The following is a 22,266-nucleotide window of genomic DNA, read 5'->3' as shown; positions in this document are numbered from 1 at the left end:
ATGGTACTGATCAATTTTTGTTCAGGAGAGAAAGAGCTTTTAGTAACACTTCATCTTTGCCTTCATAAATGGCTTTTATTGTTAGGGGTACGTTTATGTCGGGCATGATACCTATGCCTACAAATTCCTTTCCATTGGGAGAAAGGTCTTTTTTCATACATACTCTTGCAGAACCTCCACCCGGCAGGTCAAAATGCAATGGTTGTCCTGTACTGCCGCCTGTACTTTCGCCAACCAGCTGGCCGCGTTTTATATCTTCAAACACAATGGCAAAATCTTCGGCAGCCGAAAATGTCCGTGGCCCGATTAAAAGGACAATGGGTTTATCGTAAAAACGTTTTCTGTCCGGTGTAATACTTCCCTGGGGTTGTTCTATCCATTTTGTGCCGGGTACAGGATATCCTTCGTAAACTGTTGTTTTAGCCAAAGATGTTTTAAATGCTTTATCAGTTAACGTTCTTAAAATATGGTAGCCATAACTTCCTTCCCCGCCTCCATTGTACCGGATATCTATAACCAGGTTTTTGGTTTTTGCTATTTCAGGGAACAGGGAATCGTATTTTGCCGTCAGGCTATCATCACTAAAGCTGTTTAAAACAAGATAACCAGTATTACCTATTGTAGTAAAGGAAATGGAAGGTAGTTTTTTTACATCCGTGTAACCACTCCGGTTGACCCTAACAGCCCGTGTTTTGCCATTTCGGTCTTTTAGTTCAAGCGTTACTGGGTTTGAAGCTTCTCCTCTTAATAAGTTATAGGAGAACTCCCGTACAATCATATCCTGATCGGTGGAACTGCTTAAATATGGCCTGACATTTTTCCCGGCATAAGTTAATACCGGAACACCATCAATTTTTAAAATTTCCAGCCCGGGTACTATTCCTGTTTTTTCCAAAGCAGGGCTACTTACATTCGTAATAAATACACGTCCTTCTATAAGCTCTGTTCTCACCGGTGGCCGGGAATAAAAATCTTTGGCCAATTCATCAGGAGGAAAAACATTGGTGTGACCATCCTGCAATTGGGCATAAAACTGCATCAGTACCCGGTAATATTCTTTGGTGTCTTTTGTTGCTTTTACTAAGGGAATATAATCCAGGTATATTTTATTCCAATCAGTTGTCAACTTATCAATAAAAACAAAATTATACTTGGCCTGCGCCCACAGCAGGGATAAACCGGCAATTTTTTCATCTTCGGAAATAGCAGGGTTAAAAGGCGTTTTAAAACTCCCGTTATTCCATAGTTTCGTTCTTGCTTTATAACGTTCCAATAAGGTAATGCATTCGGGCAAGCCGATCAGGTCCTTATACAGCGAATCCTTTTCTATTCCTGAACGATCCCATTTGGCCGTTTCATAGGCTTTTGAAAATGCGGCGATAGCTTTATCATATTGTTTTGCCAGGGTATATAAGTTAGTCAAACTTTGATACACATCGGATCTCCGGTAAAATAAATACGAATTTCCCAGCGCCTGGGTTTTTACCTCGGGTTGGTCCAGGTAAGTAATAGCTCCAAGTAATAGATTGATACTTTTTTCCAGTTCGGCTGGGGTAGGATGTTCTTTGTCTTTCCAGGATGCATTCGCAGTTGTCCTGATAACCTGTACGCTATCTGCATACATGTCGCCGATACTTCTTTGCGCTGACATATTGGTAGCTGTCAAAATAAATACAATACATAGATATATACTGATATTTTTCATAAAGGAAAACGGTTTGTGTTTATAGATAACATACAAAATTTCCGGTTGATCTGGTTGAAACCTCAATAATACTTGCTCAAAAATATGCCAAATATAAAATGATTGATTACCAGAAATATATGTATTTAAGCAATATAGAACTGTTTGTTTTTGATACACTTACTGTATGTTAAAGAACGTCTGGTTCGTTAATGTTCCCGGCGTTCCGGTAATTGCAAATTTTTATTAAAAGCTACATGAGCGGATCCCGATGAAATAAATAGTATTACGTTTTGTTATCCATGATTTACGCGGTAAAAGATTGCCGGTAACGAAAGTATTACTACAGGGATAAATCAATCAATTAAAAACTGTAAATTGCTGAAATTAAAATAAGATTGCATGCCTACTGATCGTCGGATTTTTCTGAAACAACTGGGAATTATTACAGCCGGTGCCGGCTCCCTCAGCTCCCTGCCTTTTGTAGCGGAAGCTTCACCAGTAAAAAAATCATTCTTTGAGATATCGCTGGCGCAGTGGTCGCTGCACAAAACTTTATTCAGCAACAAGATCACTAACCTTGACTTTCCTCTTATTGCCAAAAAAGAATTTGGTATCAGCGTGGTGGAGTATGTGAACCAGTTTTTCAAGGATAAGGCAAAGGATAACACTTATTTGAATGAGCTGTTGAAACGATGTAAAGATAACGGTGTAAAAAACCATCTCATCATGATAGATGGGGAAGGCGGCCTGGCTAACCTGGATGAAGCTAAAAGAAAACAGGCGGTAGAAAACCATTACAAATGGGTGGACGCGGCAAAATATTTAGGGTGCAGCACTATCCGGGTAAACAGTTATGGCGAAGGCAGTGCGGAGGACGTGCAGCAAGCTGCCATCGATGGCTTAGGCAGCCTCGGGGAATATGGCGAAAAAGCCGGTATCAATATTATTGTTGAAAACCACGGTGGTTACTCCTCCAATGGTAAATGGCTGGCCGCAGTAATGAAAGGGGTGAATAAAAAAAACGTAGGCACTTTACCCGACTTTGGTAATTTTTGTATAAAACGCGATGCCAATGGTTGTGCAGAAGAATATGACCGGTATACAGGAGTAGCAGAATTAATGCCCTATGCCAAAGGAGCCAGTGCTAAAACATACGATTTTGATGAAGCGGGTAACTGCATTGAAACTGATTATAAGCGGATCATGAAAACCGTGAAAGCATCGGGCTTTAAAGGTTATGTGGGCATTGAATACGAGGGTAGTAAGCTGGATGAATATACCGGTATTAAAAAGACCAAAGAACTGCTGGAAAGAATAGCTAAAACTATTTAATAAACAGCCTTCTTAAGAGCGAATATGCTTTTCTGATGAATGACCTTTTAGTATTGGAACACTCTCCGGAAAAGGATTGATTAATATAAACAAAGTATTGTTTATGACTTCTTCTGTCTGCAGCTTTTAATTTTATGCTTTAATCTTTTGGTTATTATTTTTTTCTCCTGTGCAGGTAAATTATTGTCTGCCGATACATTTTTTAATGCTTCTTTAAAAAAGACCTTTGCTTCAGAAACTCTTTGTAAATGAAACAAGGCATCTGCTTTTATTTCGGTATGTCCCCAAAAATCAGGGAAGGATCTCAGGTTTCTTTCCTGTTCAATCAGGATTTTTTGCCATTCCCATTCGTCATAAATAAAACTGAGGCCGGCACCAAAACCAACTGTTGGTGTAGCATTATGGCTAAAGCCTTTTAAGTCAGTAAAGTTGAAAAAAATATTGCTTTTATTTTTTACTATATTTTGTGCTTTGAAGACATATTTTCTCAAAGAAATATCATCCCATCTTTTATCACCAATGGTTAAATAAAAATTGCCATGAATAGTATTTACGTTTTGATGTAACAGATCAAGAACATCACTTTTATTAGGCCAGTAGGCCGGACTAATGGCAATACAGGAATTAAATAAAACATTTTCTTTAATAAACGCATAGGTCGCAAAATATCCGCCAAAGGAATGCCCGGCTATCGTAAGTTGATTGGCAATACTGAATTTGTCATTCAGTAAAGGAATTACTTCTTCCATAAGGAACTTTAATAGTTTATCTTTTTCTAATAGCTCGGTATTCCTGTTTTCATGAATAATTCCAACCAGGTAGCTTTGCGGTATTTCATCATATGCCATTAAATTATTTGCTGATTGCAGGAATATCCCGTTGATATTACTATCGTCTGCATCCATATAGATAATGCAGTTATTTTGAAGATCATTCTTTATCTTCAATGACTTTGTAATAATTACTTTTCTTTCTGTTTGGAATACTTTTGAACGGATAGTTATTGTGTCGGAAGTACTCAACTGGGAATAAGGCTGGGCAAAACAAAAACTACAACAGAGCAGTTGAATGATCAACAAAAGAAAAATGGTCTTTTGTGAATGTGTTTTATTTATATCAATATTGGAGAATGTCCTCGTCTTTCCCGCTAAGCCACAAAAAAAAGTTAGGGAATGCCTCATAGATCAGAATTTAGGCAACAAAACTAAAACCAATAAATGGCAAAAACTTGTAAAAATGGAACATGCAACTTAAGGTTTCAGGTGCCAGAATGTGTCTTCCTTTCCCAGTACGATCCCTTTTGTAAAAAAAGATTTTGGTGAATTTGCTGTCAGGTTTTTATAGGTCTTATTGAAATGAGATTGGTCGCTGAAATTGAAATCGTAGGCAATTTTTGTAAAACTTCTTCCGGGGTTTTCAAACAACTTCTTATTAAGGCTTTGTCTGAAAAGAACTATTTCATGAAATTTCTTTACTGAAATACCTAAATGCGATTGAAAAACCCGGTTGAGGTGTTGCCTGCTTACTCCAATATTGCAGGAGATTGCTGTGACTGAAAAGTTTTCGTGATGATTAAAAATGTATTGAATGGATTTTTCAAGGATCATATTCTCAAATCTCTCGAATCTCTTTTCCAGTGAGCTATCCAGTAAACCGGTCAGCATAGTGGTCTCTGTGGTCGAAAAAAAATCTTTCAATTCCTGCGGAGAAAAAAACGCGTAATCTGTAATGTAATCAGAAAAATTTACGTTCTTATAAAACTGCTGGACCCCCAGGGGATGAAACACAATGACAATTCTGAAAACTTTTCCCGATTGTTTTACGGTTAGTACTTTATCCCGGATGGGCGTAAAAATTTGAAAAGGTCTTGCAGGTCCTGCTACAAATTTCATTGCTCCATTTTCTAACCGGATATGAGATTGGTAAAGCGAAATGGTATTATTGAAATGCGGAAAACATTGAAATTCGGTGTTGGTATTAGTGGGTTTGATGTCTATATAATAATAATCAACAAATTTTTTGACAACCGGATTTTGGGGTTTGAATGTTTCAAATATTTCCTTCATTGTCTAAATCTCTCTCCCTTTTTTGCTATAAAAATACAAATTAAATTTTTTGTATTCCCCGGCTTTGATTGCTCAAAGCAGGAACTGCTGCTTGTATACTGTACAAAGAGGAGGGAGGCATATATTCCTAAAAGTTTATTTAAACGAGCGCCCTTCTAAAAATATATGAAATTGATAATCAATAGATAAGGAGGGAGGTAGGTTTATTTTATGATAGTAATACTATTATTAATGATTGCTTAACTTTAAATTTTGGTAGTTTTACATAATTTTGTAATAGTCTGGTTAAATAGTCTAATAATTACAGGTTATGGATTTCTTACTGAAGTTTAAGCTGAACGAGCGTCTTTATCTCCGCGATCCTGAGTCAAGTGACCTGGGAAAAACTATTGTGAATAATGCCATTCATCTTATTCACGAAGTAGGGTTTGAACAATTTACTTTTAAAAAGCTGGCCCAGAAAATAGATTCCACCGAGGCTACGATCTACCGTTATTTCTCTTCCAAGTACAAACTGCTCACTTATATCCTTAACTGGTATTGGTGTTACCTTGAATTTGTGGCAAAAATGCGTTTACAGCATATTGCTGATCCGGAAGAAAAGTTACGGCTTATGCTGCGTATTATTATGCACGATGATGCGGTGGTTTCGAAGGTGCAGGACTATAACCTGGAAAAACTACACGCTATTGTGATTGCCGAAAGCAGTAAGGCTTACCTGGTAAAGGAAGTAGATGCCATTAATGAGGAAAAAGTTTTCAGTCCGCTTAAAAGCCTTTGCCACTTTATTCATGAGATCATTCTTCAGCTGGCCCCGGGTTTTAAATACCCGAAATCTTTGGCCAGTACTGTACTGGAAACAGCCCATGGGCAGCAGTTTTTCAGTGAACACCTTCCGTCGCTTACGGATAACAAATCAAGAAAAGAACACCGGAAATACGTATTTGATTACCTGAACCAATTAGTATTCTCTGCGCTTAAATCACATTAAACATGGCATTAAATCCTGATATTCAGATCAAGAGTAGAAAGTTATTCCAATACATAACAAAAGAAAAAAAGGATGTTGGCAGTATTTATATCTATGCCATATTGAGTGGCCTGGTACAGCTTAGCATCCCCCTGGGTATACAGGCTATTGTAAGCTTTGTACTGGGAGCAACAATGGTTACTTCATTGTACCTGCTCATCGCTTTTGTGGTGTTGGGGACATTCCTGGCGGGTTTTTTTCGTATCAGGGTAATGCAGATCATTGAAAAGATACAGCAAAAGATCTTTGTGGAATATGCCCTGGCTTTTGCGGAAAAGCTTCCCAGGATCAATCTTACGGCCAACAAAAAATATTACCTGCCCGAGCTGGTGAACCGCTTTTTTGATGCACCCAACCTGCAGAAAGGTATTTCCAAAATATTGCTGGAGATACCCACGGCTTTGATCCAGATTGTTTTTGGCATCCTGCTGCTTTCCTTTTATCACCCCTGGTTCCTTTTATTTGGTGCCATGGTGGTTGCTATTGTCATACTGATATTCCGGTTCTCCATGAACTCCGGTATTAAATCCAGTGTGGATGAGAGTGACCGGAAGTATGAAGTAGCTTCTTGGCTGGAGGATATTGCCGGTTCAGTAAAAACATTCAAGCTTAATTCAAGGGCCAATACCCACCTGACGGGCACCGATGAAAGGGTTGTGAATTACCTGGAAGCACGTACCTCACATTTCAAAGTACTGTTGTTTCAATACTGGGTAATAGTGGGGTTTAAAGTGGTGATCACCCTGCTGATGCTGGGTATCGGCGTATACCTGCTCATCAACCAGGAACTGAACATCGGCGCCTTTGTGGCCGCAGAGATTGTGGTGCTGACCATTTTAATGGCCGTAGAGAAGCTGATCAAAAGCCTGGAAAGTTATTATGACGTGATCACTTCCCTGCAGAAACTGGAAAAAGTAACGGGACTGGAGGAAGAGTTGTCGGCCGAGATCGAAATGCCACCTTCCGATGCAGGGATGAACATTATTTTTAAAGATGTGATGTTCCGTTTCAGTGACCAGAAACCCATTCTCACTAACCTTAACTTTCAGATACCGGGTAATGGCATTACGGTAATACGCGGACCGCTGGGAGTGGGCAAGTCATTATTGCTGAACATGATGGCGGGGTTTTATGAGCCGGTGAACGGCAATATACTTTTTGATAAAGTACCCCTGAAAAATCTTGATAAATCTTCCTTCAGGGAGGTTACCGGTGTATACCTCGAAGACATGACGGTGATCAAAGGCTCTTTGCTGGATAATATCATCCTGGGCCGTGATCACCTGGGAGCGCAGGAAGTACTTGAGCTGGCAGAGAAATGGGGCATGAACGATTTTTCAGGCCGGTTCACAGAAGGATTTTTAACCATACTCAGTGAAACGGATACCGAACTTTCTTTCAGCGCAAGGAAGAAAATACTATTGCTGCGGGCCATGCTGGGCCATAAAAGGCTGTTACTGCTGGAAGACCCGATAGATGGTATGAATGAAGAATTTGCACGGAACATGATCAGTTACCTTAATAACTTAAAACAGAAAAGCACGATTGTTATTGTCTCGGAAAATGAAGCCCTGCTGCGTATTGCAGACAATGTTTTGACATTAAAAGACGGCACTGTTATCAGTGAGCATAAAGATTGAAACAATAATTGACAGTGCTGTATTAAATAAATTACCAATGAAACTGAGATCGCTTGAAAACATTTATCACGTTCACCGGAATTCGCGGGTGAAGCGCTGGTTCTACTTCTTTGTGGCGGCGGTTATTATTATTTTGTTCCTGCCATGGACACAAAATATAAAAGCGAAAGGTACGGTTACCACCCTGTACCAGGAACAAAGGCCGCAACAACTCAATTCTCCCATTCCCGGCCGTATTACAAAATGGTATGTAAAGAACGGGGACTTTGTGCAAAAGGGCGATACCATTTTGCAGCTTACGGAAGTGAAGGACGGTTATATGGACCCCAGCCTGATAGATCGTACACAGGAACAGGTGGATGCCAAAAAGGGAGTGAGGCAATACTATGAAGCCAAAGTTGGTACAACAGAAGCCCAGCTTACCGCATTGAACAGTTCCAGGGATCTTAAGCTGCAGCAGTTAAAGGTTAAGCTGGGCCAGCTCAATAATAAACTGGAGGCCGAACGGGCAGAACTGGAAGCAGCCGGCAACGAACTCAGGCTTTCGGAAGATCAATACCAGCGCCAGAAAAAAATGTATGAAGAAGGCCTGGTTTCGCTTACGCAATTCCAGCAACGCAGCATATCTTATCAGAACGCCCTGGCTAAAAAAACAGCTGCTGAAAACAAACTTGCACAAACACAGCAGGAAGTGGTGACGGTGAACCTGGAACAAAATGCCACTGTTCAGGATTATGCTGAAAAGTTAAGCAAGATACAGGGTGAGCGTTTCCAGAGCATGGGACAGATTGAAAGCAGTACCGGCGATATAGCCAAACTGGAAAACCAGGTAACCAATTATAAGATCCGCCAGGGATTATATTATGTACTGGCTTCGCAGGACGGGCAAATTGTTCAATTGAATAAGGCGGGTATTGGTGAGATACTCAAAGACGGGGAGAGTATTGGTTCCATTGTGCCGGCGCATGTGAACTATGCGGTAGAGATTTATGTGAAACCCGTCGATCTTCCCCTGGTTAAACCTGGTCAGAAAGTAATGTGCGCATTCGATGGCTTTCCGGCCATTGTATTTTCCGGCTGGCCTAATTCCAGTTACGGTGTGTTTGCCGGGGAGGTAATAGCCGTAGAAAGTAATATTGATGCGAACGGACTTTTTAAAGCGTTGGTGGTGGAAGATAAAGGCACCAAACCCTGGCCGGCACAAATAAAAATAGGTGCAGGGGTACAGGCCATTGCTATTTTGAACGATGTGCCGGTGTGGTATGAATTATGGAGAAATATCAATGGCTTTCCACCGGATTATTATACAGTAAAAACCGAAAAAAACACTACGGGTAAATGAGGGCAACAGCAAAATATTTATTATGGCTCTGTATGCTTCACAGCAGTCTTTTCTCCTTTGGCCAGGATACCTTGCAATTGGGGCATCAGCAATTCCTGGCTATTGTTAAAAACTATCATCCCCTGGCATTCAAATACAGGCTACAAAACCAGGTTGCCAGGGCCGGTATAGAAGCTGCCCGCGGAAATTTTGACCCGGTATTATCCGGTAAAAACGCGGCTAAAACAATAGACGGGTTGGATTATTACGAAGAGAAAAGTGTTGGCCTTGATATTCCCACCTGGTATGGGGTGGAGATCCACGGTAATTACACAAACCTTGAAGGAGAAAAACTCAATAACAGTGATACCAGGGGAGGCCTGTATCAGTTTGGGGTGACTTTACCGCTGGCTAAGAATTTATTGTACGATAAAAGAAGGGCTATGCTGGACCAGGCAAAATTTGCCGTCCGGATGACGGAAGCGGAGCAGCAGTTGATGACTAACCAGTTATTACAGGACGCCGACAATATATACTGGGAATGGGTAAAAAACTATGAAGTATTCCTCTTGCAAAGCAAGGCGGTTTCCATTAACCGGCAAAGACTGGATTTTATCCGTAAAACCTTTTCCTATGGCGAACGGGCTGCTATTGATACCACTGAAGCGCTTTCACAGTTACAGGGCTTTGAGTTACAACAGGAAGAGGCCTTACTCAGATTTGTAAAAACCACGCAGGAGCTTTCTGTGTTCCTGTGGACGGAAGATCAGCAGCCTTATGATATTCCATCTATATTGATCCCAACTGAGCAACTGACCGCCAGTAAGGCTTATGATGACTATTTAATGATGCTGGTACAGGTAGATAGCCTGGCGATTAAGGAACATGCAGCCATGCAATATTATTTTCAGAAACAAAATATACTGGAAAGTGAGCGCAGGCTCAAATTCCAGAGCTTTTTGCCCAAAGCGGATCTTACGTATAATTTTTTCAACAAAGAAAAATACCGTGCCGATTACTTCCCCTTATTTACAGACAATTACCAGTATGGTTTAAAGCTGGAAATACCGCTGTTACTGCGGCAGGCGAGGGCCGATTACAGGATAGCCAGGTTAAAGCTTCGCCAGAACCAACTGGAAACGGAGTTCAAACGCCAGGAGTTACAGGCTAAGATCAGGGCTTTGCATAATGAAGTATTGAATTACAAACGGCAGATAGATATTGCCGGACAAAATATTCTTAACTACCGTCGTTTACTGAACGCAGAAGAGGTTTTATTCAGGAATGGCGAAAGCTCCATGTTCCTGGTGAATACAAGAGAAAATAAATTACTCGAGGCCGAGCAAAAATTACTGGATTTACAGTTGAAATTCATCAATAGTTACATTAACCTGAAATGGATGAACGAAAACTTCCAGCGTCCCGCTAATTAAGGGTGGTAAGATTTTTGTGTAACCTCTTTGTAAAAAATGGGGATTGAAATTTTGTATTTACTTTTTTATTTTGACTATCCAGCGATCAATCCCTGTAGTTTGTTATTTCACCGGAAAATAAAATAGTATGGCAAAAAAGAAGAAAACCCTTCCGAAAAATTTTGACGAATTAATAAAAGAAAAAGATATCGAAAACCTGAAGAAGGTATTTGATGTTTGTGAGCTGGATGCAAGAGGAGGATATGGTAAACAAACTGCACTTAGCTTTTATCAAATTCCGGATGAACTTGTTCATTGGCTGGTAGACAAAGGGGCAGACCTGGAGGCTGTGGATGTTTATGAACGTACAGCGCTGCATAATCACAGCATGATGAGGAGTGGTAAGATCAATGTTTTTTTAGCATTGGGAGCCAATGTTGGTGCAAGGGATAAATATGGTGATACACCGTTGCATTTTGCTGCGGGAAGTGGTTTTAATGTGGAAGCGGTAAAAAACCTTCTTGCCTATAACGCTGATGTTGCCAGTTTAAACGCAAATAAGCGAACGCCTCTTGAACATGCCCTTGCCAGGGCAAATAATATTGATCTTGTGAACCTGGTAGAGATATCAGCACTCTTACTCCGGCCAGGTATTGTAATAACTTCAAAGATGAAGGAGGCTATCATCCGTATTGGTGAAAATTTTGAGTTTCATCGTGAAAATTTCAATAAGGATTTTCTTCCTGAAACAGATAAAGCACTTAACAGGCTGTACGAAATGTATGATGTTCAACCCGTGAAGCGGCGTATCATGCACGATGGCTTTTCTCCCATCAAAGTAAAGGGCACAAGCTGGGAAGAACAGTTTGAAGCGTTATGGGAATTGCTGGTTCCATCGCGGGGTAGTGCCAAAACAGTGCAGGGTGAGGTGGTGCGTATTGCAGGAAAAGTAAGAGACGAGATCTACAGGAATGGTGGTGGAAACTGGGATAATGATTTCAAAAAAATGCTGGATGCCTACCTGTTGCATTTGTCTTCGGGAAATGTATTGCCAGCTTCGGAAATGGAAAATGCACATCAGCTGATACCGGGCATACGTAAAAACGGGTATGGCGATGATCTTAACTTTTTATGCGAACTGGCTGCAAAATGGGTGGCAATTAATCCTGACCCGGTTGAATTGGAGAAGCCAGGCTATAAGCGATAGGGTGGGTGTTAAGTTGAAATATTATTATCCATCTCTGATATCTAAATCAAACTGGCTTTCTAATTTTAAACGTTTTATAATAACTGACCGTAAACGTTCTTCATTTTCGTCGCCCCAGCTTCCCAGTGTAGCAATTACAGGGATCAGCGTTTTGCCAAATTCAGTCAAGCTGTATTCCACTTTTGGCGGCACAACCGGGTAAATTTTTTTGGTGATCAATTCGTGGTCTTCCAATTCCTTCAACTGAATATTCAGTACCCGCCTTGTTGCATCGGGAATTTTTCGCTGCAGCTCACTCGGACGCCTGTGGCCTTCATTGATAAACCACAACAAACGGATCTTCCATTTTCCATACAGCACTTCGCCTATTAAATCCAAACCACAGTTCAGGTTCGGTAAAAGTTTTCTTTCATACATCACACAAATGTAAACCTATGTTCCAAATTGTACAATAGGGGAAAATTTTATCCCTATCCGAATCGTAATGCCGTACTTGTAAGAGGGGTACATAAGTCCCAACTTTGCCTGAAATAATTTAATCAATGGGACAACAATTTAATTTCGACAATGAGTTATCGGGCAAAATTGCTTTGGTAACCGGCGGAACAAAAGGGGCCGGAAGAGCAATTGCAGCGAGACTTTTACAAGCCGGTGCAACAGTTATTATTACCGCAAGAAACGCACCGGAAAAAGAAAACAGCAAATTGCATTTTATCGCAGCTGATTTAAGTAAGGCTGAGGAAGCAGAAAAACTAGTCGGCGAAGTGCTATCGGCTTATGGAAAACTGGACATTCTTGTAAATAATCTTGGCTCTTCCGAAACACCTGCCGGTGGCTTTGCGGCTTTAACGGATAAAGACTGGGAGTTAACCCTGCAAGCTAATTTACTGGCTCCTGTTCGGCTGGACAGGGGCTTTTTACCACAGATGATAGAACAAAAAAGTGGGGTGATTATTCATATAGCTTCTATCCAGGGTAAGCTGCCCCTGTTTGATGCCACCTTGCCTTATGCCGCTGCAAAAGCAGGATTGATCAATTATAGTAAAAGCCTGTCAAATGAGGTTACACCAAAAGGAGTTCGTGTATTAACCGTTTCGCCGGGTTGGATCAGGACAGAAAATGTAAAAGTGTTTTTGGAAAGGATTGCCCTGAATTCGAATATCTCTATTGAAGAAGCCCAGCAAACTGTGCTGAATGCATTGGGTGGAATACCCTTTGGACGACCTGCAGAACCTGAAGAAGTTGCTGAATTAGTTGGTTTTCTGGTTTCACCAAGAGCCGGTTATTTAACAGGAACAGAATTTGTAATCGACGGCGGAACTATTCCGACCATTTAATAATTTTTAAAACTTACAGACAATGAACTTACCGGCAGTAGTGACCGAATTAATAAAAGCACAAAATAATTTTGACAGCACAGCTTATGCAAATTGTTTTACTGAAACAGCCGTGGTTTTTGACGAAGGAAAAACCCACAAGGGCAGAACCGCAATAAAAAGCTGGATAGATAAGGCCAATAAAGAATACCATGCGGTAATGAAACCCCTGGAGTATTCAGCAACCCAACAGACATTGAAAACGGAAGTTTCAGGAACCTTTCCCGGAAGTCCTGTTACAATGATCTACCATTATGAATTTGAAGATGAATTAATTCAATCGTTAAAAATTGTGTAGACCAATACGGCTGTAACCGGGATATGTAAAAGAATAATGAGTGAAAATTGGCTGAGCAATATATGTGCAATAACAGAACTGATGAGCTGCCAAAGAATGAACGGGCGAATAGGGGGCATTGATTATTGGGGGAAGAGATAAAGTTATAGATCGACTCTTCCATACGCTGATCGGGAGCCTTTGTACATAATCATTGAATGAACTTTTAAACAAAGTAAATAAGGACGTTTAAACAAAGTTAAGCCGCAAATCCCTGTCTAGTTTTGTTCCATCAAAAAACAATTAAAATTTAAAAAAATGGAACAGCATAATTACCAGGGAGCATTGCAACAGTCAGTTAATTCAGGCTTTGACGCAAAATCTACTGCTGAAGATGTGATCAAAGGAATTGATCTCAAAGGGAAAATCGCCATTGTCACTGGCGGAAATAGCGGCATAGGTTTAGAAACGGTAAAAACACTTGCCAATGCCGGTGCAACGGTCATCGTTCCGGCGAGGGATATCGATAAAGCCAGGAGAAATCTGGCAGGGATTGCCGATGTGGAATTGGAACAATTAGATTTGGCAGATACCGGTTCGGTTGATGATTTTGCAGAAAAGTTCTTAGCCTCAGAAAGACCGCTGCATTTATTGATCAATAACGCAGGAATTATGTGGGTGCCGCTGCGTAGGGACAGCCGCGGTTTTGAATCGCAACTTGCGGTAAATTATTTAGCCCATTTCCAGCTAACGGCAAAATTATTCCCGGCCTTAAAAAAAGCAAACGGGGCAAGGGTGGTCAATGTGTCTTCCGGCGGCCACCAGTTTTCAGATTTTAATTTTGAAGATCCTAATTTTTTACATAGGGAATATGAAACATTGCTCGGGTACGGACAATCTAAAACCGCTGTCAATCTCTTTTCTTTGGAATTAGACAACCGTGCAAAAGCATTTAATGTGAGAAGTTATGCTTTATGTCCCGGTGCGGTTGGTGAAACCGAATTATCGAGAGAGGCACCCTTGGACCTGTTTCAAAAATTAGGTTATGTAGATGCGGAAGGAAAATTATTGCCCGAAGTGAAAGCCTCGTTAAAAACCATTCCACAGGGAGCGTCTACAACCGTTTGGTGTGCTACAAATCCTTTGCTCGAAAATTTGGGCGGTGTTTATTGTGAAAATACCGATGTTGCCCGGTTGAATGCTGATGTGACAGTTATTGGTGGTGTAAAAGCTTATTCTTTAGATGAAACGAGTGCAAAGAAATTATGGAAGCTGAGTGAAGAAATGACAGGAATAAAATTCGACCTGAATTGATATTTGTAACTTTACGTAGTACAGAAAAAATATGGAGTACCAGGTAAATTATATCAATCCCGAAATTAAGCTTTCTTGTTACGAAGGAAAGTTGTTCAAAACCGAAGCAGCATTTGATGATCATTTGCTGGTTTGGTTGATTTCGGGCGAAACGAAAATCATACAGGCCGATGAAAGTTTTGTGTTTGGTGCAGGAAGTACTTTTCTGATCCCGAGAAACCAATTGGCAACCATCTTTAATTATCCTAAAGATGGATTGCCACACAAAGCCGTTGCGATGCACTTGTCAACGGAAAGGCTCAGGGAATTTTACAGTAACACTCATTCAACTCCTAAAAGCAATACAGGAAAAATCATCCGCTTTAAGCTACACCCTTTACTGGAAAGTTGCCTGGCCTCGTTGATCCCTTATTTTGAGATGCAGCAAAATTTTCCAGGGAACATAGCTTCGTTGAAGATCAATGAAGCCATAAATATCCTCAGGACCATTGATGGAGATATTGATGGTGTGCTGAATAATTTTGAGGAGCCGGGTAAAATTGATTTGGCAACTTTTATGGAAAAAAACTTTATGTTCAATATGCCATTGGAAAAATTCGGGTATTTAACAGGGCGAAGTTTAACCACTTTTAAACGCGATTTTTATAACGTATTTCATTCCACCCCGCAACGATGGCTTACCAAAAAGCGCCTGGAATTGGCTCATTACGAACTTGCCGAAAAAAATAAAAAACCTGTTGATATCTATTATGAAATAGGTTTTGAGAACCTGTCTCACTTTTCCTTTGCTTTCAAAAAACAGTTTGGCTACAGTCCTTCACAGTTATTGGAACAGAAATTTTAGGCTGTTTTAATTTGAACATAATTTTGGGCAAAGGGAATGCCCGACATATATGTACTGTTAAGCTTTGATCATTCAGCTGTAAAAGAGCCCTGACGGTTTTGTCAATTCGGACCGGGTTTGATTACAAAAATGCAGTAAGCGGTAAATAGCTAACCCTGTTTATAGTTTTTAATTATCGGCCAATACTATTTTTTTGTAGTCCTTGCCCCATTTGATCATTTCTTGGATTACTTTTCCAAAGGAGCGGCAATGTTCCGTTGATTCATATTCCACCAGGACGGGTGTATCGGGATGAACGGTTCTGGTAATTAATTTATTCATTTCCATTTCCTTTAATTCCCTGGATAGCATTCGGGTAGTAATGCCGGGAATGCTACGTTCAATTTCCCGGAAGCGTTTATTGCCATTGCATATTGAATTCATGATAGGCAATCTCCATTTTCCGCCAATAAAGTATAGGGTGTCCTGTAAAGCACGCAGCTCTTCCGATTGATTTCTTTTCATCCTGCTTAATATTTTGGTATACTCTGTGATACTGGTTACAAAAGTATACCAAACGGGCATAGCTTTGTCAGAAATTTAATAAAATGTATTTAAAAAATAAGATCGCTGTGGTAACCGGTGGGAACAGTGGTATTGGACTGGCTGCAGCTAAAGAATTAATTGCACAGGATGCGACAGTAATCATTACAGGGAGGAGAAAAGAGGCTGTTGAAAAAGCGGCAGCTGAAATTGGTGCTATTCCGTTTGTAGCTGATCAATCGAATGTAGCCGAAATTGAAACATTGAGCAAAACGATATTAGAACAGTTTGGAAAAGTTGATATTCTTTTTATCAATGCGGGTATAACAGGTGGAGCATCTCTCATAGAGAATGCTGAAGAAGAAAATTTTGACAGGGTCATGGATATCAATTTTAAAGGTGCTTATTTCACTTTAAGCAAATTCATCCCCGGTTTAAATGATGGTGCTTCGGTCGTATTTTTATCGTCCAATACGGCGACGATGCGCAGTCCGCAAAACTCAGTTTACCAGGCTAGTAAAGCAGCTATTAACTCTATTGCCAGGACGGCGGCGGCAGAATTGGCCCCCCGGAAAATCAGGGTGAATACTATTAGTCCCGGACCAACCAGGACCAATGTCTTAAATAATGCTTATGGAGAGGAAAACGCTAAGGCTATTTGGGATAATCTGGCGGATATTATTCCTTTGAAAAAAATCGCCGTGCCTGAAGATATTGCAAAAATGGTGGTCTATTTAAGCGGTGAAAATGCTTCTTATATTACAGGAGCCGACTTTCTGATGGATGGTGGAATGACTTTGTAAAATTTTTGGTAGAGAAAAATGATTGTTCAGCTGAATTTTGAATGATATAAATGTAATAGGGGATAAAACAAAAAAAGCTTCTCAAATCTGAGAAGCTTTTGCGTACCGGGATAACTATTACGGTCTTATACTTTTGAAAATCAATTATTTTTAAATTTAGTCGATTTTTAGTCTATTGATGAACGCTTGTCGGTCGAAAATTATCTGACTTTACCCAGGTTAACAATGACGGCATAAAGGTACCCCCGTCGTACTTAGTTTAATGTTCTTGGTGATCTTTTTTAGCCTGCATTGAATTGCTGTGAGATCGGAATCATAACTGATCGTATTCTATACGGGTCGGAATACTTATTTAATACTAACTTTCCTTCTTTTTCACCCCCGACCAAGAAAATCTGAACTGAGAAATAATTTATGGAAACTACAATTGGAAGGTATTGAATTTCATGACTTTGAAACGCAACTTAAGAAAGAAAGTATTGTTAGTTTATACTAACAGTTTTATGGAAAAAAATAATAACTTCATTTTTATCAATCTTTGCAAAAAAATGCCCCGCAGATAGGCGAGGCGCTAAATGTTTTCACAACGGAATAATCCTTATTGTGAATTGCTTTCAGAAGCAAATATAAGCAGTTTTATAGATTAAGAATACGGAAAACCGTAGTATTGCTCAGTTTGATTTTTATACCTTTAAACAAGTGTAAAGAAGTTTATTTCTCACATAAAAATTTAAAGGACTGTCTTAAGACAGTCCTATTGGTTTACATAAACTATTTTTTAGTGTATATGAACATTTAGGTTTTATTGAAACAACATTTCTGGCACACATGTTTTGGCCATGTAATGTGATGGATTGGAGCCCATCAATCTTTTTTCGTCAATTGAATTATACTTTTTATGAAGGATAAAAAAATTTTAGGACTTGATTTAGGTACAAACTCTATTGGGTGGGCATTGGTTCAACAGGATTTTGATTGTAAAGAAGGAGCTGTTTTGGGAATGGGGGTACGCGTTATTCCTATGTCCCAGGATATTTTAGGGGAGTTCGGAAAAGGTAACTCTGTTTCGCAAACTGCGGAGCGAACTGGTTATAGAAGCGTAAGAAGATTGCGGGAACGGTTTTTATTGCGCCGGGAAAGGCTACACAGGGTGTTAAATGTAATCAACTTCCTTCCCAAACATTATGCGGGCCAAATAGATTTTGAGAAACGCTTGGGCAAATTTTTAGAAGAAACCGAACCTAAGCTGGCCTACAATAATGATGGATTTGTTTTTAAAAATTCTTTCAATGAAATGTTAGAGGATTTTAGGAAACACCAACCGCAAATTTTGAAAAATAACAAAGGGGAGGACAGGTTAGTTCCCTATGACTGGACAATTTACTATCTACGTAAAAAAGCACTAAGAGAAAGAATTGAAAAGGAAGAACTGGCCTGGATACTTTTGAATTTTAATCAGAAGCGTGGTTATTATCAATTACGTGGGGAAGAGGAGGAAGAACATCTCAATAAACGGGTAGAGTTTTACTCACTTAGAGTTATGGATGTACTGGCTGACGAACCTCAAAAAGGGAAACCTGATATCTGGTACTCTCTGGTTTTAGAAAATGGATGGATTTACAGACGGTCTAGCAAAACACCTTTATTTGATTGGAAGGACAAAACAAGGGATTTTATTGTAACAACGGATTTGAATGATGATGGTACTGTCAAGACAGATAAGGAAGGAAATGAGAAGCGCAGTTTCCGCGCACCGGCTGAGACAGACTGGACTTTGGTAAAAAAGAAAACTGAGCAGGAAATTGATAGTTCCGATAAAACAGTAGGTGCATATATCTATGATACATTACTACAAAATCCTAAACAAAAAATTAAAGGCAAGCTGATTCGAACCATCGAACGTAAATTTTATAAACAGGAACTGACGCAAATTTTAGAAAAGCAGAAACAATTTCATTTTGAATTACAAAACGAAGATTTATACGAGGATTGTGTGCGTGAATTGTATCGAAATAACGAAGCACATCAATTAGCCCTCAGTAAAAAAGACTTCGTTCATTTTTTTATGAATGATATTATTTTTTATCAACGGCCTTTGCGTAGTCAGAAGTCATCCATATCTAACTGTTCTTTAGAGTGTAGGAGATACAAAGATGAAAAGGGGGTAGAGCATCTGCAGTATTTGAAAGCTATCCCCAAGTCTAACCCATATTACCAGGAATTTAGAATATGGCAATGGTTGTATAATTTAAACATTTACAAAAAGGAAGATGATACCAACGTAACTGGCGAACTTCTCTGTTCAGCTGAAGACATTGAGCATATGTTTGAATTTTTAAACAACCGGAAGGAGATAGAGCAGAAGCCTTTGCTGAAATTTTTATTGGAGCAAAAAGGGTATAAAGGAAAACTGCTGACTGCGGAAGTGGAAAAATACCGCTGGAATTATGTGGAGGATAAAAAATATCCCTGCAACGAAACCAGGACAATGATTTCGTCAAGGGTAGAAAAAGTTAGAGATATTAAAGACGATTTTTTTACTAGAGAGATTGAACAACAGCTTTGGCATCTTATCTACTCTGTAAATGACAAGATTGAATACGAAAAGGCTTTAAAGTCTTTTGCTTTAAAAAGTAATTTAGATGAAACATCTTTTTTTGATGCATTTATAAAATTTCCGCCATTCAAAAGTGAGTATGGCTCATTTTCGGAAAAAGCCATAAAGAAATTATTGCCTTTGATGAGAATAGGTAGATACTGGAATTATGATAATATTGATGAAAAATCGAAAGACCGCATAGAGAAGATTATCACCGGCGAATATGATGAAAATATTAAGGACAAGGTGAGAGAAAAGGCGATATACCTGTCTGCAAAAACGGATTTTCAGGGTTTGCAGTTATGGTTGGCTCAATATATTGTTTATGGCAGGCATTCAGAAGCTGCCGCGTTGGGCAAATGGAATTCCGCGGATGATTTAGAAGAATTTTTGAAGGATTTTAGGCAGCATTCACTTCGCAATCCAATAGTAGAACAAGTGATTACGGAAACGCTTCGGGTGGTGAAAGACATTTGGATAAAATATGGTAAAGGAGCCAAAGATTTCTTTGACGAAATCCATATCGAGTTGGGCAGAGAAATGAAAAATACATCTGAAGAGCGTAAGAAAATCACCAATATGGTTTCAGAAAATGAAAAGACCAATCTACGTATAAAAGCTTTGCTGGCTGAAATGATGAGCGATGCGGCCGTAGAAAATGTAAGACCTTTCTCACCAATGCAACAAGAGATCTTAAAAGTGTATGAAGATGGAGTATTGAATTCTGATATAGAGATGGACGATGATATTTTAAAAATCAGCAAAACGGCCCAGCCTTCGCCATCTGATCTGAGGCGTTATAAACTTTGGCTGGAGCAAAAATATCGCTCACCCTATACGGGGGAAATTATTCCGCTGAATAGGCTTTTTACACCCGAATACGAGATTGAGCATATCATTCCGCAGAGCCGTTATTTTGATGACAGTCTTAGCAATAAAGTTATTTGTGAAACGGCAGTTAATAAACTCAAAGACAATTACATTGGTCTCGGTTTTATTAAAAAATTTGGTGGCACTATTGTGGAGTGTGGAATGGGTAAAACGGTTGAAGTATTCAAACAAGGAGCTTACGAAGATTTTGTAAAACGGCATTACGCTAAAAACCGTGGCAAACGTACTAAACTGATGCTGGAAGAAATTCCTGAAAAGATGATTGAAAGGCAAATGAATGACACCCGTTACATTAGTAAGTATATTTCGGGTGTATTATCAAATATTGTTCGTGTGGAAGACGGATCTGACGAAGGTGTAAACTCTAAAAATATAGTTCCCGGTAACGGAAAAATAACTACCCGCTTAAAGCAAGACTGGGGTTTGAATGATGTATGGAATGATTTGATCTTGCCAAGATTTGAACGTTTAAATCAACTGACTAATGCTACACATTTTACTGCGTGGAACGAAAACTACCAAAAGTTTTTACCTACTGTGCCGATTGAATTTTCAAAGGGATTTTCAAAAAAGAGAATAGACCATCGACATCACGCTTTGGATGCGCTGATAATTGCCTGTACAACCCGAGATCATGTGAATTTACTCAATAATCAAACTGCCAAATCGGATACGAAACGTCATGATCTGAAGCGGAAATTAATGCAGTTCGAAAGGGAAGCGTATAATCACCCGCATACGGGCGAGAGAATTGAACGGGATGTACCAAAACTGTTTCGAAAACCATGGAGTAGTTTTACAATTGATGCGAAAAACAGCCTGGAGAAAATTGTAGTAAGTTTTAAACAAAACCTTCGTGTTATCAATAAGGCGACAAATTATTATGAAAAGTGGGTGGAAAATAATGGTGTTAAGTCCAAAGAAATGGTAAAGCAAACAGGAACTAATTGGGCAATAAGGAAGGCAATGCATAAAGACACTGTTTCGGGAAAGGTTGATTTGCCCTGGTATAAGGTGCCGAAAGGAAAAATTCTGACTGCTACAAGAAAAAGTGTAGATATGGGCTTTGATTTAAAAACTATAGAAAGTATCACTGATACCGGTATTCAGAAAATTCTTAAAAACTACTTAATATCAAAAGGCAGTAATCCCGAAATAACTTTTTCACCGGAAGGTTTGGAGGATATGAACAAAAATATTGAAAAGTACAATGATGGTAAGTCGCATCAACCCATTGCTAAGGTCAGGGTTTTTGAGCTTGGAACCAAATTCCAAATTGGGCAAACAGGTAATAAAAAACACAAATATGTAGAAGCTGCCAAAGGAACCAACTTGTTTTTTGCTGTATATGAAGATCAAAAAGGGAAAAGAAACTATGCTTCTGTACCTTTTAACGAAGTAGTCGAAAGGCAAAAGCAGGGATTGTCTGCTGTAGAGTTAAAGGGCAGGGGGGACTTTTACCTATGCCCAAACGATTTGATCTATATTCCATCGGAAGATGAATTAAATAATGTTGCAGGTGTCGATTACGAAAATCTCACGTCTGAAAAGAGGAATAATATTTACAAGGTAGTGAGTTTTACAGGAAATAGGTTGTATTGTATTCCTTCAAATGTCTCTACAGTGATACTTAACAAAGTTGAATTTTCACAGTTAAATAAAATTGAATTCACTAAAGAAAAAGAAATCTGTGTTAGGTTAAAAGTGGATCGCTTAGGTGATATTTCAAAAGCATAACAATGCTTAATTCGAAACATACTAACGTATTCATAACCATACTAATGGCGATGATAACCTGTTTTACGAAGAGACCAATTATGGTTTCTTCCTAAACAAATATCGCTAGGGTATTGACGTAATAACTGATACGTTAGCCTGCTGCCCAACTATTTTTCATCTTATAAAGCATTTTAAACGAAAGAAGGCTGTGGATGACGACTATCTG

The 22,266-nt window shown here is 39.4% G+C and carries 17 protein-coding genes; 12 read left to right on the top strand and 5 right to left on the bottom strand.

Annotated elements, in window-relative coordinates; translation table 11 throughout:
• Positions 1-10: 10 nt before the first annotated feature.
• Entirely contained in the window at positions 11-1,705 is a 1,695-nt protein-coding gene (locus ACFS6H_RS17760; protein ID WP_386102141.1) for a S41 family peptidase, read from the bottom strand.
• Positions 1,706-2,086: 381 nt separating this feature from the next.
• On the opposite strand from ACFS6H_RS17760, the gene ACFS6H_RS17755 reads away from it, so the two are divergent.
• On the top strand, positions 2,087-3,019 hold the full coding sequence (locus tag ACFS6H_RS17755; protein ID WP_386102139.1) for a sugar phosphate isomerase/epimerase family protein: 933 nt from the start codon (positions 2,087-2,089) through the stop codon (positions 3,017-3,019).
• A 101-nt stretch (positions 3,020-3,120) separates the two neighbouring features.
• Here ACFS6H_RS17755 and ACFS6H_RS17750 read toward each other — a convergent pair whose 3' ends face one another.
• Both ACFS6H_RS17750 and ACFS6H_RS17745 read right to left on the bottom strand, forming a co-directional pair.
• Positions 3,121-4,200 (bottom strand): alpha/beta hydrolase-fold protein, encoded by a 1,080-nt coding sequence (locus ACFS6H_RS17750; protein ID WP_386102136.1) that lies wholly within the window; start codon positions 4,198-4,200, stop codon positions 3,121-3,123.
• Between the two features lie 69 nt (positions 4,201-4,269).
• Positions 4,270-5,085 carry an AraC family transcriptional regulator gene (locus ACFS6H_RS17745; protein WP_386102133.1) on the bottom strand — a complete coding sequence of 272 codons (816 nt, stop codon included), beginning with the start codon at positions 5,083-5,085 and terminating at the stop codon, positions 4,270-4,272.
• Positions 5,086-5,395: 310 nt separating this feature from the next.
• Between ACFS6H_RS17745 and ACFS6H_RS17740 the strand changes: the two genes are divergently transcribed.
• From ACFS6H_RS17740 to ACFS6H_RS17720, 5 genes are all read left to right on the top strand, one after another.
• Positions 5,396-6,076, top strand: coding sequence for a TetR/AcrR family transcriptional regulator (locus tag ACFS6H_RS17740; protein ID WP_386102130.1), 681 nt, complete (start codon positions 5,396-5,398; stop codon positions 6,074-6,076).
• Between the two features lie 2 nt (positions 6,077-6,078).
• Positions 6,079-7,755 carry a peptidase domain-containing ABC transporter gene (locus ACFS6H_RS17735; protein WP_386102127.1) on the top strand — a complete coding sequence of 559 codons (1,677 nt, stop codon included), beginning with the start codon at positions 6,079-6,081 and terminating at the stop codon, positions 7,753-7,755.
• 37 nt (positions 7,756-7,792) lie between these two features.
• Complete coding sequence (locus tag ACFS6H_RS17730) at positions 7,793-9,097, top strand: HlyD family secretion protein (RefSeq protein ID WP_386102124.1); 1,305 nt, start codon at positions 7,793-7,795, stop codon at positions 9,095-9,097.
• A gap of 32 nt (positions 9,098-9,129) precedes the next feature.
• Positions 9,130-10,509, top strand: a complete 1,380-nt coding sequence (locus ACFS6H_RS17725) for a TolC family protein (RefSeq protein ID WP_386102121.1) — start codon at positions 9,130-9,132, stop codon at positions 10,507-10,509.
• 127 nt (positions 10,510-10,636) lie between these two features.
• Positions 10,637-11,695 (top strand): ankyrin repeat domain-containing protein, encoded by a 1,059-nt coding sequence (locus ACFS6H_RS17720; protein WP_386102118.1) that lies wholly within the window; start codon positions 10,637-10,639, stop codon positions 11,693-11,695.
• Between the two features lie 24 nt (positions 11,696-11,719).
• On the opposite strand, the gene ACFS6H_RS17715 is transcribed toward ACFS6H_RS17720, so the two are convergent.
• A complete protein-coding gene (locus tag ACFS6H_RS17715) occupies positions 11,720-12,112 on the bottom strand; it encodes a winged helix-turn-helix transcriptional regulator (protein WP_386102115.1) in 393 nt (130 codons plus the stop codon).
• Between the two features lie 125 nt (positions 12,113-12,237).
• Between ACFS6H_RS17715 and ACFS6H_RS17710 the strand changes: the two genes are divergently transcribed.
• The 4 genes from ACFS6H_RS17710 (at position 12,238) to ACFS6H_RS17695 (ending at position 15,506) form a co-directional block, all read left to right on the top strand.
• On the top strand, positions 12,238-13,032 hold the full coding sequence (locus ACFS6H_RS17710; RefSeq protein ID WP_386102112.1) for an SDR family oxidoreductase: 795 nt from the start codon (positions 12,238-12,240) through the stop codon (positions 13,030-13,032).
• A gap of 22 nt (positions 13,033-13,054) precedes the next feature.
• On the top strand, positions 13,055-13,369 hold the full coding sequence (locus ACFS6H_RS17705; RefSeq protein WP_386102109.1) for a nuclear transport factor 2 family protein: 315 nt from the start codon (positions 13,055-13,057) through the stop codon (positions 13,367-13,369).
• Between the two features lie 297 nt (positions 13,370-13,666).
• Positions 13,667-14,662 (top strand): SDR family NAD(P)-dependent oxidoreductase, encoded by a 996-nt coding sequence (locus tag ACFS6H_RS17700; protein WP_386102106.1) that lies wholly within the window; start codon positions 13,667-13,669, stop codon positions 14,660-14,662.
• Positions 14,663-14,693: 31 nt separating this feature from the next.
• Positions 14,694-15,506 carry a helix-turn-helix domain-containing protein gene (locus ACFS6H_RS17695; protein WP_386102103.1) on the top strand — a complete coding sequence of 271 codons (813 nt, stop codon included), beginning with the start codon at positions 14,694-14,696 and terminating at the stop codon, positions 15,504-15,506.
• Between the two features lie 168 nt (positions 15,507-15,674).
• On the opposite strand, the gene ACFS6H_RS17690 is transcribed toward ACFS6H_RS17695, so the two are convergent.
• The gene (locus ACFS6H_RS17690; protein ID WP_386102100.1) at positions 15,675-16,070 is read right to left on the bottom strand and encodes a winged helix-turn-helix transcriptional regulator; all 396 of its coding nucleotides are present in this window, start codon (positions 16,068-16,070) and stop codon (positions 15,675-15,677) included.
• A 23-nt stretch (positions 16,071-16,093) separates the two neighbouring features.
• On the opposite strand from ACFS6H_RS17690, the gene ACFS6H_RS17685 reads away from it, so the two are divergent.
• Positions 16,094-16,831, top strand: coding sequence for an SDR family NAD(P)-dependent oxidoreductase (locus ACFS6H_RS17685; protein WP_386102097.1), 738 nt, complete (start codon positions 16,094-16,096; stop codon positions 16,829-16,831).
• 898 nt (positions 16,832-17,729) lie between these two features.
• Entirely contained in the window at positions 17,730-22,058 is a 4,329-nt protein-coding gene (cas9, locus tag ACFS6H_RS17680) for a type II CRISPR RNA-guided endonuclease Cas9 (RefSeq protein WP_386102094.1), read from the top strand.
• Positions 22,059-22,266 lie beyond the last annotated feature (208 nt).

Source organism: Terrimonas rubra (assembly GCF_042686025.1).
Lineage (GTDB): Bacteria > Bacteroidota > Bacteroidia > Chitinophagales > Chitinophagaceae > Terrimonas > Terrimonas rubra.
The sequence above is the reverse complement of the archived record's forward strand: the minus strand, read 5'-3'. Positions and strand labels throughout refer to the sequence as shown.